14 protein-coding genes and 1 pseudogene are annotated in these 13919 nt (G+C 72.4%); 8 read left to right on the top strand and 7 right to left on the bottom strand.

All coding sequences use genetic code 11. The features are described 5' to 3' along the window. On the top strand, nt 1–1263 hold the full coding sequence (locus ACZ619_RS36680) for an arginine deiminase (RefSeq protein WP_469608540.1): 1263 nt from the start codon (nt 1–3) through the stop codon (nt 1261–1263). 14 nt (nt 1264–1277) lie between these two features. Further along, nucleotides 1278–1982, top strand: coding sequence for a lysostaphin resistance A-like protein (locus tag ACZ619_RS36675; protein WP_469608538.1), 705 nt, complete (start codon nt 1278–1280; stop codon nt 1980–1982). 353 nt (nt 1983–2335) lie between these two features. Here ACZ619_RS36675 and ACZ619_RS36670 read toward each other — a convergent pair whose 3' ends face one another. Then, nucleotides 2336–2737 (bottom strand): MarR family winged helix-turn-helix transcriptional regulator, encoded by a 402-nt coding sequence (locus ACZ619_RS36670; RefSeq protein WP_469608535.1) that lies wholly within the window; start codon nt 2735–2737, stop codon nt 2336–2338. An 86-nt stretch (nt 2738–2823) separates the two neighbouring features. Between ACZ619_RS36670 and ACZ619_RS36665 the strand changes: the two genes are divergently transcribed. From ACZ619_RS36665 to ACZ619_RS36655, 3 genes are all read left to right on the top strand, one after another. After that, a complete protein-coding gene (locus ACZ619_RS36665; RefSeq protein WP_469608533.1) occupies nt 2824–4299 on the top strand; it encodes an MFS transporter in 1476 nt (491 codons plus the stop codon). 130 nt (nt 4300–4429) lie between these two features. Further along, on the top strand, nt 4430–4975 hold the full coding sequence (locus ACZ619_RS36660; RefSeq protein ID WP_469608530.1) for a DoxX family protein: 546 nt from the start codon (nt 4430–4432) through the stop codon (nt 4973–4975). Between the two features lie 128 nt (nt 4976–5103). Next, nucleotides 5104–5763 (top strand): alpha/beta hydrolase, encoded by a 660-nt coding sequence (locus tag ACZ619_RS36655; protein WP_469608527.1) that lies wholly within the window; start codon nt 5104–5106, stop codon nt 5761–5763. A gap of 170 nt (nt 5764–5933) precedes the next feature. Here ACZ619_RS36655 and ACZ619_RS36650 read toward each other — a convergent pair. Further along, nucleotides 5934–6406, bottom strand: a pseudogene (locus ACZ619_RS36650) (hypothetical protein). Between the two features lie 268 nt (nt 6407–6674). Further along, a complete protein-coding gene (locus ACZ619_RS36645; RefSeq protein WP_469608524.1) occupies nt 6675–7379 on the bottom strand; it encodes a TetR/AcrR family transcriptional regulator in 705 nt (234 codons plus the stop codon). A 195-nt stretch (nt 7380–7574) separates the two neighbouring features. On the opposite strand from ACZ619_RS36645, the gene ACZ619_RS36640 reads away from it, so the two are divergent. After that, a complete protein-coding gene (locus ACZ619_RS36640; protein ID WP_469608521.1) occupies nt 7575–8678 on the top strand; it encodes a medium chain dehydrogenase/reductase family protein in 1104 nt (367 codons plus the stop codon). 17 nt (nt 8679–8695) lie between these two features. Here the strand turns inward: ACZ619_RS36640 and ACZ619_RS36635 are convergent, their stop codons facing one another. Both ACZ619_RS36635 and ACZ619_RS36630 read right to left on the bottom strand, forming a co-directional pair. Further along, complete coding sequence (locus ACZ619_RS36635) at nt 8696–10015, bottom strand: GDSL-type esterase/lipase family protein (protein ID WP_469608519.1); 1320 nt, start codon at nt 10013–10015, stop codon at nt 8696–8698. A gap of 76 nt (nt 10016–10091) precedes the next feature. Then, the gene (locus ACZ619_RS36630; RefSeq protein ID WP_469608608.1) at nt 10092–10661 is read right to left on the bottom strand and encodes a TetR/AcrR family transcriptional regulator; all 570 of its coding nucleotides are present in this window, start codon (nt 10659–10661) and stop codon (nt 10092–10094) included. A 103-nt stretch (nt 10662–10764) separates the two neighbouring features. Between ACZ619_RS36630 and ACZ619_RS36625 the strand changes: the two genes are divergently transcribed. Beyond that, nucleotides 10765–11256: an FBP domain-containing protein gene (locus ACZ619_RS36625; RefSeq protein ID WP_469608516.1), complete on the top strand. Its 492-nt coding sequence runs from the start codon at nt 10765–10767 to the stop codon at nt 11254–11256. 43 nt (nt 11257–11299) lie between these two features. Here ACZ619_RS36625 and ACZ619_RS36620 read toward each other — a convergent pair whose 3' ends face one another. Continuing rightward, the gene (locus ACZ619_RS36620; protein ID WP_469608513.1) at nt 11300–11992 is read right to left on the bottom strand and encodes a TetR/AcrR family transcriptional regulator; all 693 of its coding nucleotides are present in this window, start codon (nt 11990–11992) and stop codon (nt 11300–11302) included. Between the two features lie 204 nt (nt 11993–12196). Here ACZ619_RS36620 and ACZ619_RS36615 point away from each other — a divergent pair, with 204 nt between their 5' ends. Beyond that, nucleotides 12197–12646, top strand: a complete 450-nt coding sequence (locus ACZ619_RS36615) for a nitroreductase family deazaflavin-dependent oxidoreductase (RefSeq protein WP_469608511.1) — start codon at nt 12197–12199, stop codon at nt 12644–12646. On the opposite strand, the gene ACZ619_RS36610 is transcribed toward ACZ619_RS36615, so the two are convergent. Further along, nucleotides 12636–13910: a geranylgeranyl reductase family protein gene (locus ACZ619_RS36610; RefSeq protein ID WP_469608508.1), complete on the bottom strand. Its 1275-nt coding sequence runs from the start codon at nt 13908–13910 to the stop codon at nt 12636–12638. The genes ACZ619_RS36615 and ACZ619_RS36610 overlap by 11 nt on opposite strands. Nucleotides 13911–13919 lie beyond the last annotated feature (9 nt).

Here is a 13919-nt window from a genome sequence, read left to right as displayed (position 1 = left end):
GTGAGCAGTCAGGTCCCCACGAAACAGCCCGCGTTCGGCGTCCACTCCGAGGTCGGCAGGCTGCGCCGGGTGCTGGTCTGCGCGCCGGGGCTGGCCCACCGCAGGCTCACCCCGACCAACTCCGACGACCTGCTCTTCGACGATGTGATGTGGGTGGAGAACGCCCAGCGCGACCATGCCGACTTCGTCAACAAGCTCCGTGAACGGGACGTGGAGGTCGTCGAGTTGCACGACCTGCTCGCGCAGACGGTGGCGGTCCCGGCGGCCCGGGACTGGCTGCTGGACCGCAAGATCGTCGCCAACCAGGTAGGCCTCGGTCTGATCGACACCACCCGCGCCTATCTGGAGACGCTCCACCCCGTCCAGCTGGCCCGCCATCTGATCGGCGGCCTGGCCACCATCGACCTGCCCGAGGAGTACCGCACCGGCTATCTCGCCCTCGCCCGTGAATCCACCGGCGTCCGCGAGTACTTGATGCCGCCGCTGCCCAACACCCTCTACACCAGGGACACCACGTGCTGGCTGTACGGCGGGGTCACCCTCAACCCGCTGTACTGGCCCGCCCGGCACGACGAGACGCTCCTCATGAAGGCGGTCTACTCCTTCCACCCCGACTACAAGGACTGCGCGGTGTGGTGGGGAGACCCCGAACTGGACTGGGGGCAGGCGACGTTCGAGGGTGGCGACATCATGCCGGTGGGCAACGGCGTGGTGCTGATGGGCATGAGCGAACGCACCTCCCGGCAGGCCGTCACCCAGGTCGCCAAGGCGCTCTTCGACAACGGGGCTGCCGAGCAGGTGATCGTCGCCGGGATGCCCAGGCTGCGGTCCGCGATGCACCTCGACACGGTGTTCACCTTCGCCGACCGCGACCTGGTCACCCTCTACCCGGCCATCATGGACGGGGTGCACACCTTCTCCCTGCGCCCGGGGGACAGGGCACCGGGCATCGAGCTGACCGACGAGGGCACGACACCGTTCGTCGACGTCGTCGCCAAGGCGCTGGGGCTGCCGGAACTGCGGGTGGTGGAGACCGGCGGTGACGTCTACGCCTCCGAGCGGCAGCAGTGGGACAGCGGCAACAACGCGGTCGCGCTGGAGCCGGGCGTGGTCTTCACCTACGACCGCAACACCCAGACCAACACGCTGCTGCGCAAGGCGGGGATCGAGGTCATCACCATCGTCGGCGCCGAACTGGGCCGGGGGCGGGGCGGCGGGCACTGCATGACCTGCCCGCTGCTGCGCGATCCGGTCGAGTTCTGACGCCCCGCCCGCCCATGACGGTCCCCCGGCTCCCCACCCGGGCCGCCGTGGCGGCGGTGGTGGCCGTGCTGGTGGTGGCGAACCTGCTGGACAACCGCTGGGCCGGGTCCTGGACACCGGTCACCGCGGTCGTCGCCTCGGCGGTCCTGGTGGGGCTGCTGTTCTGGGCCGGGGGCGGCTGGGCGGAGCTGGGGCTGGGCCGGGACTCGCTCGCGGTCGGGGCACGCTGGGCCCTCGCCCTGATCGGGATCGTCACGGCGGTCTATCTCTGCGGGGCGCTTCTCCCCGTCACCCGGGGGCTGTTCGCGGACCGGCGGACCGACGCGCTGAGCGGCTCCGAGGTCGCCTTCCGGGCGCTGGTCGCGGTGCCCGTGGGAACCGTACTGCTGGAGGAGATCGCCTTCCGCGGGGTGCTGTTCGCACTGCTGCGCCGCCTACGCACGGCGACGACGGCCGCCGTCCTGTCCTCGGTGCTGTTCGGGCTCTGGCACATCCTGCCGTCGCTCGACCTCAACAAGGAGAAGCCGACGCTGGGTTCGCTGTTCGGGCAGTCGGTCGCCGGGGCGGTCCTGGTGGACGTCGCCGCCGTCCTGTTCACGGCCGTGGCAGGCTGCCTGCTGTGCTGGCTGCGCGACCGCAGCGACTCGCTGCTGCCGCCGATGGCCCTGCACTGGGCGGTCAACGCCCTCGGCTACACGGTCGGATTCCTGCTCCGCTAGCCGACGGCGAACCGACCACCAGACCGCCCCCGAGCGACGCCCCTCTCCGACCGGTCACGACGGGAACCGGCCCCGGGCGTGGCGGGGGGCGGCCCCGGGCATGGCGAGGTATGGCCCCGGGCATGACTGGGGGCGGCCCCGGGTCCGACGAGTCCGCTACGTGGGACCGGGTCCGGCCGAGTCCGCTACGTGCGGCGGGACCCGTGCCTGCGGCCGCGAGGCGGAGGGCCGACCGGTTGTACCCGGTGCTGTGGAGCCGGGTACCGGTGCCGAAGGCGGCCGGCGATCCCGAACTGGCCGCCCGGCGGCGGGAGAAGTCGGGAATCCGAGTCCGAACGGCCCTGCGGCCGGGCTCAGTCCGGCTCGGCGGCCAGCATGCGGGTCAGTACCGCACGCTGCACCGGCAGCACCTCGCCGTGCAGGGTGCGCCCCTTCCCGGTGAGCGCCACCCGCACGCCCCGCCGGTCCTCCGCGCACATGGCCCGCTCGACCAGCCCGTCCTTCTCCAGGCGGGCGATCAGCCGGGACAGCGCGCTCTGACTGAGGTGCACCCGCTCGGCGATCTCCTGGACCCGGAAGCTGCAGGCGCCGTCCGCGGCACGGTCGTCGGAGAGCAGGTCGAGGACCTCGAAGTCACTTGCGCACAGGCCGTGTCCGTGCAGCGCGCGGTCGAGTTCGCACTGGGTCCGGGCGTGCAGAGCCAGGATGTCCCGCCACTGCTCCACGAGCACCTGCTCGGGCTTCAATCCCGCCATCCCGGCACCGTAGCAGAGAAGCCAGATCGTTGCATCGTAATTAAATGCGCTTGCATTCGATGCACATGCATGTAGTGTCTGGGGCCATGACCTCTCCGCTCACCGTCCCCGCCTTCGAGGGGCGCTGGACCCCCCGCCTCTGGGGCACCCTGCTGGTGCTCTGCGCCGCGATGTTCCTGGACGCCCTCGACGTCTCGATGGTCGGCGTCGCCCTGCCGTCGATCGGCTCCGACCTGCACCTGTCGACCGCGACCCTGCAATGGATCGTCAGCGGCTACATCCTGGGGTACGGCGGTCTGCTCCTGCTCGGCGGCCGCACCGCGGACCTGCTCGGCCGCCGCCAGGTGTTCCTCGCCGCCCTCGGCGTCTTCGCGCTCGCCTCGCTGCTCGGCGGCCTCGTCGACTCCGGCCCGCTCCTGATCGCCAGCCGCTTCATCAAGGGCCTGAGCGCGGCGTTCACCGCCCCGGCCGGCCTGTCGATCATCACCACCACGTTCCCGGAGGGCCCGCTGCGCAACCGCGCCCTCTCCATCTACACCACCTGCGCCGCCACCGGCTTCTCCATGGGCCTGGTGCTGTCCGGCCTGCTCACCGAGGCCAGCTGGCGCCTGACCATGCTGCTGCCCGCGCCGATCGCCCTGGTCGCGCTCCTCGCCGGGCTCCGGCTGCTGCCCCGCAGCGACCGCGAACGCGACCACGACGGCTACGACATCCCCGGCGCCGTCCTCGGCACCGCCGCCATGCTGCTGCTGGTGTTCACGGTGGTGGAGGCCCCGCAGGCAGGCTGGACCTCGGCCCGCACCCTGCTGTCCTTCCTCGCGATCGCCGCCCTGCTGACCGTCTTCGTCCAGGTCGAACGCCGCTCCCCCGGCCCGCTGATCCGGCTCGGCGTGCTGCGCTCGGGCAGCCAGGTCCGCGCCCAGCTCGGCGCGGTCGCCTTCTTCGGTTCGTACGTCGGCTTCCAGTTCCTGACCACGCTCTACATGCAGTCCCTGCTGGGCTGGTCGGCCCTGCACACCGCGCTGGCCTTCCTGCCCGCGGGCGCGCTGGTCGCCGTGTCCTCGACCAAGGTCGGCGCGATCGTCGACCGCTTCGGCACCCCGCGCCTGATAGCGGCCGGCTTCGCGTTCATGGTCCTCGGCTACGCCCTGTTCCTGCGCGTCGACCTGAACCCGGTCTACGCGGCGGTGATCCTGCCGTCGATGCTGCTGATCGGCGCGGCCTGCGCCCTGGTCTTCCCCTCGCTCAACATCCAGGCGACCAACGGGGTGGACGACCACGAGCAGGGCATGGTCTCCGGCCTCCTCAACACCTCGGTGCAGGTGGGCGGCGCGGTCTTCCTCGCGATCGTGACCGCCGTGGTCACCGCGGGCACCCCGGCCCACGCGACCCCGCAGGCGGTTCTGGACAGCTACCGCCCCGGCTTCATGGTGGTCACGGGTGTGGCCCTGGCCGGACTGCTGATCACGGTGACGGGCCTGCGCCGCCGGGGTGGCGGGGCGTCGGTGGTGGTCGCCAGGTCCACGGCGGCGGAGGCCGAGCGCGTGCCGGTACGGGACTGATCGCCCCGTACCCACGGGGTGTCGCACGTCTCCCGGTGCCACGAGCGGCCCGCGTTGTTGAAGTTTCACGCATTAGGTATGGTCGATTGCGCTTGAATCTTCAAAAACTTCCGCACCACAGGAGGGCCCCATGACGTCCACCCTCAATCCCCCACGCTCCACCACCCCGTCCGTCGCCGCCCCCGCGCCGCTGCACGCCTATGACGTCGGCCTGCTGATCGTGCGCCTGACCCTGGGGCTGACCGCCGCAGCGCACGGCGCCCAGAAGCTGTTCGGCTGGTTCGGCGGCGGCGGACTGGACGGCACCGGCCAGTTCTTCGCCATGAGCGGTTACCCCTCCGGGAAGACCATGGCCCTGGTCGCCGGTCTCAGCGAGACACTCGGCGGCCTCGGCCTGGTCCTCGGCCTCCTCACCCCGCTGTCCGGCGCCGCCGTGCTCGGCACGATGATCAACGCCATGGCCGTGAAGTGGGGCGGCGGCTTCTTCGCCCCCAACGGCGTCGAGTACGAGCTGCTCTTCGCCGCCGTCGCCGCGGGCCTGGCGCTGACCGGCCCCGGCCGCATCGCCGTCGACCGCCTGCTGCCCGTCCTGCGCTCCCACCGCCTGCTCCACGGCGTGGCGGCGGTCGTCCTCGGTGCGGCGATCGCGGGGCTGGTCCTCCTCATCCGCAACTGACCGACACCCGTCACAGCCGGGCGGCCCCGCCCCGGGGCCGCCCGGCCCTCCGCGTCCCGCCCCCTCCCGGCCCCTCTCCCCCGTCCCCCGCTTCCTCCCCCTCTCCTTCTCCGATCCGGAGCCGTTCCATGACCCTCACCACCCCGCCCGTCGTCGCGACCCAGGGCGACCCCGACGGGCCCCTCGTCGTTCTCCTGCACGGTCGCGGCTCCCGGGAGAGCGAGATCATCACCCTGGCCCAGGCGCTGCCGACCGGCTTCCAGTACGCGGCGGTCCGCGCGCCCCTCGCCGAACACGGCGGGTTCGCCTGGTTCGCCAACCGGGGCATCGGCCGGCCCGTCGCCGAGTCCCTGCGGGAGACCATGGACTGGTTCCGGGGCTGGCTGGACACCGTGGCAGCGCCCGGCCGGCCGGTCTTCCTGGTCGGGTTCAGCGGCGGCGCCGCCTTCGCGGGCGGACTCCTGCTCGACGACCCGCACCGCTACGCCGGTACGGCCGTGCTCTACGGCACGCTGCCGTTCGACGCCGGGCTGGACACCGGGCCGGGTGTGCTGGACGGCGCGTCCGTCTTCGTCGCGCAGGGCGAGCACGACCAGGTCATCCCGCGCGACCTCCTCGACCGCACCTGGTCGTACGTGACCGACGGTTCCGGCGCCCGCGCCACCGCCCGCCGCGACCCCGGCGGGCACGCCATCGCTCCTGCCGCCCTGACAGCCCTGTCCACCTGGCTGACCACCGGCCGCACGGAGCGGACGGCCGAGGAGGATCGGAACGAGAACTCGCGCTGAGGCGCTCCGACCTCGGCATCGGCATCGGCATCGGCATCGGCATCGGCATCGGCATCGGGGGAGGCGAAAGCACCCTTCGGCGGTGAGCGGTGCGCGAAGTACGCGGTGCGTGCGGGGCCGGAGCGGTTCCCCGCCTGGTACTCCAGGCGGGGAGATACGGTCGGCCGCTGTCAGGTGTGGGCGCTGAAGTACGCGGCGGCGGCGTCGATGAAGCGGTCGTGGGCGGCGCGTGCGGTGTCCTGCGCCGCGGTCAGTTCCTCGATGCCCGTGGCGGCATCGACCAGGTCGTATGTGGCGACGACCATCGCCTGTGCGGTGGTGTGGACAGCCGGGTCGGGCACGAGGAGCCGCAGCGCAACCAGGGGGCGGGTGATGGCGGAGCGTGTGACATGAGGCCTGGCTCGCAGTTCTTCCGGCTCGACGTCGCCGGCGCCGCGCAGCCGAGCCTCCCCACGCATCCACAAGGCCCGACGGTGGTCGGAGCCGCGGCTGAGGCGAGTGCGGTCACCGCGTCGAGTCGGTCGCGGCGCAACTGCTCGGCGGCGGCTGCGCGTTCGGCGCGACCGGCCGCCAGGTGCTGGAAGGTACCGGTGACAACCGATCCGAGGAGCGTCCCGACGACGGCAAGAACGGTGGCGATCATCGTTTGCTTTCCTGGCCGGACGGCCGACCTCAGGGGCGCGCACCCGGGTGCGGCCGCCGTTGATCATCGCGAGTTGCGCGGACTCGAGTTGTGCGGACTTACGAGAGACGGTGACCACGGGCCGGACTGCGGGCCGGACTGCGGGCCGGTTCGCCAGGGTTGAACCCCTGCTGCGGGTCTGGCGTTCGACGCCGGGGCCGTTGTCGGACCTGCCGCGCAGCAACTGCTGGACGAGACGGGCGCCGCACGCGGGCGCCGCCGGGCACGCTCAGGGGCCGGAGGTCAGTTCCGCCACCTCGGCCTCGTACAGCCGGTCCGGGTCGAAGCCCATGCCCGTGAAGTGCCCGGCGAGTTCGAGGGAGAGCACGCCGTGCAGCCGGGTCCAGCAGGCCAGCGCCCTGCGCAGGTCGGCCGGCGGCGCGGGGTGCTCACCGGCCCATTGCCGGTGCTGCGCGAGGTGCGCCGTGAAGTCGGCGGAGAGCGGCGCCTGGGGCTTGGACGCCACGCAGGCGTCGAGCAGGGCCGCCATGATCTCCTGCGCGATGCCGGTGATGTCGTCCGGCGCGTGGTAGCCGGGGACCGGGGTGCCGTAGACGAGGAAGTACCGCTGGGGGTCGTCGAGCGCCCAGCGGCGCAGCGCACGCGCGAGGCCGTCGATGCCCGCGCCCTCGGCGACGGCGGCCCGGAAGGTGTCGGCCAGGCTGCGGTAGGCGTCCCGGATCAGCTCGGTGATCAGTTCGTCCCGGCTGCCGAAGTAGCGGTAGAGAGCGGGGCCGCTCATCCCGAGTTCCTTGGCGATCGCGTTCAGGGACAGGCCCGAGGCGCCGGACCGGGCGATCTGGTCCCAGGCGCGCGACTTGATGTCCGCCCGTACCTGGGTCCGGTAGCGCTCACGGGGGCTGGTCGCCTCCGCGCTCGCGCCTCCGGCCGCGCCGCCGCCCGCCTTTGCGCCCGCGTTCGGGTGTGCCGCCATGGCCGTCACGCTCCCCTCGTCCCGCCGTCTCGCCAATCCGTCATTTCGTTTCAAGCTATCACTTTCGAGAGCACTTCTAACGAACGCAACGACCAGCCAAATCGCGAGAGCTTGACACTAGCGCGACGGTCCGTCATTTTAGTTATAGCTTCTAACGCAAGTGAGAAGCTCTCCCGGTCGCGAATGGACTTACGCATGGAGGTCGTCATGGGAACCACCGAAACCGCCGGCAGCACCCAGCTCGTGGAGGTCGTCCTGCCGGGCGTCGTGGAGCCGGAGGCGCTCCGCGTCCAGCGCCGGGAGATCCCGGCCCCGGGCGCCGGACGGATCGTCGTCCGCATGGAGGCCACCGGCGTCTCCTTCGCCGAACAGCAGATGCGCCGCGGCCGCTACTACGACCAGCCGCCCTTCCCCTTCGTCCCGGGCTACGACCTGGTCGGCACGGTGACCGCCGTCGGCGAGGGCGTGTCGCCCGGGCTCGTCGGCAGGCGGGTGGCGTCACTGGTCAAGGTCGGCGGCTGGGCCAGTCACGTGGTCGTGGAGGCGGCCGACGCCGTGGAGGTGCCCGCCGGTGTCGGCGCGGCGGAGGCCGAGACGCTGGTCCTCAACGGCATCACGGCCTGGCAGATGCTGCACCGCAAGGCGCGGGTGCGCACCGGCGGCACGATCCTGGTGCACGGCGCCAACGGCGGGGTCGGCACGGTCCTCGTCCAGCTGGCGCGCACGGCGGGCCTGCGCGTGATCGGCACGGCGTCCGCACGTCACCACGACGCGCTGCGCGCGATGGGCGTGACCCCGGTCGACTACCGGGCCGAGGACGTCCCGGCCCGGGTCCGTGAGCTGGCCCCCGGTGGTGTCGACGCCGTCTTCGACCACCTCGGCGGCCGCAGCGTCGTCGACTCCTGGAAGCTCCTCGCCCCGGGCGGCACCCTCGTCTCCTACGGCAGCGCCACCACCCGGGACGACACGGGGTCCAAGCAGTGGCCGGTGATGAAGATCCTCGGCCGCATGTGGATGTGGAACGCGCTGCCCAACGGCAGGCACGCGTGCTTCTTCAACGTCTGGGCGGGCCGCGCCCTGGGCAAGGACCGGTTCCGGGCCCGGCTGGGCGAGGACCTCACCCAGGTGTTCCAGGCACTGGAGCGCGGCGAGGTCACCGCGCACATCGCCGCCCGGCTGCCGCTCACCCGGGCCGCCGAGGCCCTGCGGCTCGCCGAGTCGGGCACGGTCGCCGGGAAGGTCGTGCTGGTCCCGGACGGTGACGGCGACCGGCCCTCGGCCACCGCCCGGGCCCAGTGACAGGGCCCGCCGCCGGCTCAGCGGCCGTCGCCCGCACGCGCCCCCTCGCCGCCGTCCACACGCGCCCCCTCGCCGCCGTGCGCACCCGCTCCCCCACCGTCCCCCGCGCGCGCCCCGCCGTCCGTGAACGCCCCGCCGTTCGCGAAGGCCAGCCCGGCGAAGCGTTCGCCGATGCGGCGGTGGGTGGCCGCGTCGGGGTGGAGCCGGTCGGGCAGGGGGAGTTCGGAGGCGTCGGCCTCGCCGTAGAGGGCGCGGCCGTCGAGGTAGTGCAGGTGCGGGTCCTCGGCTGCGCGCTGGGCGACGATCCGGGCCAGTTCGTCGCGGATCACGTTCAGGGTGAGCTTTCCGAACGCCCGCTCGGCCGGATCCCCTTCGGCGGTGAAGGTGACCCGGCCCGCGCCGAAGTCGTCGAGGTCCATGCCGGTGGGGCCGGGGGTGTCCTCGTGCATGGGACAGAGGATCGGCGACACGACGAGCAGCGGGGTGTCCGGGTGCCCCTCGCGGACGGTGTCGAGGAAGCCGTGGACGGCGGGGCCGAAGGCCCGCAGCCGCATCAGGTCGGTGTTGACGACGTTGATGCCCAGCTTCAGGCTGATCAGGTCCGCGGGGGTGTCCCGGACGGCGCGGGCGGTGAAGGGGTCGAGCAGGGCGCTGCCGCCCAGGCCGAGGTTGACCAGTTCGACTCCGGCGAGCGCGGCGGCGACCGCGGGCCAGATGGCGGTGGGACTCGCCGCGTCGGACCCGTGACTGATGGAACTCCCGTGGTGCAGCCAGACCTTGCGGCCGCGGTCGGGTACGGCGGCGACCGGGGCATCGGTGCGCAGCGCCACCAGCTCGGTGATCTCGTTGTGCGGCAGCCAGATCTCGACGTCCTTCTCGCCCTCGGCCAGGCCGGCGAAGGAGAGGGTGCCGGACGGTCCCGGGCGCAGCTCCGTGGTTCCGGCACCCATGTCGACGGCCTCGACCTTGCCGCCGGTGACCACGCCCTGTGCGGTCAGGGAGCCGTCGACGAGGAGGTCGTACAGGCCGTCCGGACGGGGCGGGCCGCCGACGTAGAGCCGCTTGGTGGGGAGGGTGTCCAGTTCCACGGCGGTGGCACGGGTACGGAAGACCAGCCGTACGCCGGAGGTCTGGGCCTCGACGTTGGCGAGCTGCGGGTCGGCGCACTGGGCGCGGGCCCGGGCGGGGAGCCGGTGCGGCAGGAGGCCGTGCTCCGTGCGCTCCAGGTCGAGGGCGCCGCGCAGCAGGTCCGCGGTGATCGGGGTGGTGATCCAGGAGGTGCCGTGGTGGTCGGTGCCGTCGTGCCGGTCGCTGTTGCCGTGGTGGGCGGTGTTCATCGCCTCTGCCTCGCCTCTGCCTGGGGTGCCTGGGGTGCCTGGGGTGCCTGGGGAAACGGTCGGGTGGTGTGCGGTGTCAGGGGGTGGGCCAGTCGCTCAGGAGGGCGTGGAGGGCGTGGAGGATGCGGTTCCAGGACTCCTGGCTGTCGGGGGCGCTGTGGCTGAAGCCGCCGCCGAGTTCCAGGTCCACGTACCCGTGGAAGACGCTGCCGAGCATGCGGACGGCGTGGGTCTGGTCCGGTTCCGTCAGGTCGTAGCCGCGCAGGATCGCGCGGGTCATCTGCGCGTGCCGCACGCCGGCGCTGGCCGCCGCGGTCTGGGGGTCCAGGCGCAGCCGGGCCGCCGTGTAGCGGCCGGGGTGGGCGCGGGCGTAGTCGCGGTAGACGTCGGCGAACGCGAACAGGGCGTCCTTGCCGGCCCGGCCGGCCAACGCGTCGGCGGCCCGGTCCGCCATCTCCTCCAGCGCCAGCAGGGCGATCCTGGTCCTGAGGTCCTGGGAGCTCTTGACGTGCGAGTACAGGCTGGCGACCTTCACGTCGAACCGTCTGGCCAGCGCCGACACGGTCACCTGGTCGAAGCCGGCCTCGTCGGCCAGCTCGGCTCCCGCCCGGACCAGCCGTTCGGTGCTGAGTCCCGCTCGCGCCACCGGCCTCGCCTTCCCCGCGTTCTCGTCCATCGACTCCGTCAGCTCTCAGCCTGAACCGATTATGCGTTTGCCTAAACCTATTAGGCAAATTAGCGTGCAGTTTATGAAGCAGTTGAGTGAGCAAGAGATCCGGGCCGCGTTCGTGAACTGCAGCAAGGGCGCGGCGAAGCGCCTGTCCGTACCGCACGACCTGGGCGAACGGCCGTGGGACGACCTGGACTACTTCGGCTGGCGCGATCCGCAGGCGCCGGACCGCGCCTACCTGGTGGCCGAACTGGACGGACACGCGCGGGCGGTGGCGCTGCGCTGCCCGAGCCCCTCGTCCCGGCAGAACCGGCGCAGCATGTGCTCGATCTGCCTGACCACGCACACCGGGGGCGTCTCGCTGATGGTCGCCGCGAAGGCGGGCAAGGCCGGGCAGCAGGGCAACTCGGTGGGCGCCTACCTCTGCAGCGACCTCGCCTGTTCGCTGTACGTGCGGGGCAAGCGGGACGCGGGCGTGGGCGGCCGGATGCCGGAGTCGCTGACGACGGAGGAGAAGATCCGGCGGACGGTGGCGAACCTCGCCGCGTTCCTGGACAAGGTCACGTCGTGACCCGGGGCCCGGACGCGTCCGCCGCCCCGTCCGGCGGTTCCCGTCACGGGAGGACGAGGCCCACCCCGTGCGCGAGCTGGGCGACCGCGTGCCGGAAGAACCGCTCCCGGTCCTCCACGACCCCCTTGAACTGACCGAACAGTTCGAACCCGATCAGCCCGAAGAGCTGCGACCACGCGGCGGCCATCGCCACGGCCGTCTCGGGCGGCAGGTCGGGCATCAGTTCGCCGGCCATCCGGCGGGCCTCGGGTGCGAGTTCGGCGGGTACGGGGGTACGGGCCAGGCCGCGCCGTTCGAACGCGTCGCGGAGGATGCCGATCAGCACGAGGGCGACCCGGGCGGCCGGCGGGATGGTCGTGTCCGGCGCCGAGTAGCCGGGCACCGGCGAGCCGTAGATCAGCGCGTACTCGTGGGGATGCGCGAGCGCCCAGCCTCGCACCGCCTCGCAGACGGTGACCCAGCGCTGCGCGGGGGCGGCGTCGGCGACAGCGGCGTGCGCGGTCTCGGCGGCCTCGCCGAGGGAGTCGTAGGCGTCGATGATCAGTGCGGTGAGCAGGTCGTCCCGGCTGGGGAAGTAGCGGTAGAGCGCCGAGGAGACCATGCCGAGCTCGCGCGCCACGGCCCGCAGCGACAGCTTGGCCGCGCCCTCGGCCGCGAGCTGTCTGCGCGCCTCGTCCTTGATGGCGGCGGTGACTTCCAGCCTGGCTCGCGCGCGGGCGCCCTGTGCGGTGGTCATGGGAATGAGTCTGCCACGCAGAGAGAGCGGTGCACACCATTCGGAGCGGCGCACTTGTTGTGGAGCGGCGCTCACATACGCGAGCACCGGGCGCAAGCAAGTGCACCGCTCAAAAAAGAGAGCACCGCTCTTGCAATGGAACACCGATCTCCCGCACACTGTTCTCAAGCGAGAGCACCGCTCTCCCAACCTGTGGGGGTCGTCATGTCGGCACACGTCCAGAAGCCCGGCTGGTTCACCGTCAACGTCCTCAACCGGGCCGTGTCCTGGCTGACCCGTCGCGGCATCAGCGTCTGGGGTTCCCGCGTCCTCGCCGTCCGCGGACGCAAGAGCGGCGAGTGGCGCACCACCCCCGTGAACCTGCTGACGGTGGACGGGCAGCAGTACCTTCTCGCGCCGCGCGGGCACGTCCAGTGGACCCACAACATGCGCGCCGCCGGCGGCGGTGAACTGCGGCTCGGAAAGAACGTGGACGCGTTCACCACCACCGAGGTGGCCGACGACGACAAGGTCGACCTGCTCCGGGCCTACCTGAAGCGCTGGAAGGCGGAGGTCGGCGTCTTCTTCGACGGGGTCGGCCCCGACTCGCCCGACGCCGACCTGCGCCGTATCGCCCCCGACCACCCGGTCTTCCGGATCGCCGTCACGGGGTGACCGCGTCCTCCTCCGCCGGGTCCGGGTCCTCGGGGGCCGTCTGGTCCTTGGCCGCCGGCCCCGGGTCGAACGCGGTCAGGGCGCGCTGGGCCAGCGGGTGGGAGCGCATGAGCTCGCCGAGCGTGGTCCTGCCCTGGGTGATCTCCTTGAAGGCCCGCCAGGCCGGGCGGAAGCCGGTCAGGGCCGCGTGGAACAGACCCGGACGGCGCTCGAACGCCGCCAGCATCCGCTTGCCGACGCTCATCTCGACGCCGAGTCCGGCCTTGACGGCGAAGGCGTAGTTCAGCGCCTGGCGGCGGGTGTCCACCGCGTCGTGGGCCTCGGCGATGCGCACCGCCCACTCCCCCGCGAGCCGCCCCGAGCGCAGCGCGAACGAGATGCCCTCGCGGGTCCACGGCTCCAGCAGGCCCGCCGCGTCACCGCAGACGAGCACCCGGCCCCGGGACAGCGGCGAGTCGTCGGCCCGGCAGCGGGTCAAGTGGCCGGAGGAGATGCTCGGTTCGAAGCCGGCCAGGCCGAGCCGGGCGATGAAGTCCTCCAAGTAGCGCTTGGTGGCGGCGCCTTCACCGCGCGCCGAGATCACCCCGACGGTCAGGGTGTCGCCCTTGGGGAAGACCCAGCCGTAACTGCCGGGCATCGGACCCCAGTCGATCAGGACCCGCCCCTTCCAGTCCTCGGCGACCGTCTCCGGCACCGGGATCTCCGCCTCCAGGCCGAGGTCGACCTGGTCGACCTTCACCCCGACGTGGGCCCCTATCCGGCTGGCGCTGCCGTCGGCGCCCACCACCGCGCGGGCCAGCAGGGTCTCGCCGCCCTGGAGGACGACGGCGACCGTGCGCCGGTCCGGGACGGCCGAGCCGTGCTGCTCGACGCGCTGCACGGCGGCGCCGGTCCGCAGTTCGGCGCCCGCCTTCTGGGCGTGCTCGACCAGTTGCTGGTCGAACTCGGGCCGGTTGATCAGCCCGAACATCATCTGCTTGGAGCGCCGGGTGCGGGTGAACCGTCCGTTGTTGGAGAAGGTGACCGCGTGCACCCGGTCCTTGAGGGGCAGCTCGAAGCCGGGCGGCAGTGCGTCGCGTGAAGGTCCGATGATGCCGCCGCCGCAGGTCTTGTAGCGGGGCAGCTCGGCTTTCTCCAGCAGCAGCACACGCCGTCCCGCGACGGCAGCCGCATAGGCGGCCGAGGCCCCCGCGGGTCCCGCGCCCACCACGACGACGTCCCACACCTGCTGCACGTCGTCCGCCGAAGAGTTCTCGCCGCTCACGATGGTCCG

The organism is Streptomyces sp. NPDC104367, assembly GCF_055583825.1.
The sequence above is the reverse complement of the archived record's forward strand: the minus strand, read 5'-3'. Positions and strand labels throughout refer to the sequence as shown.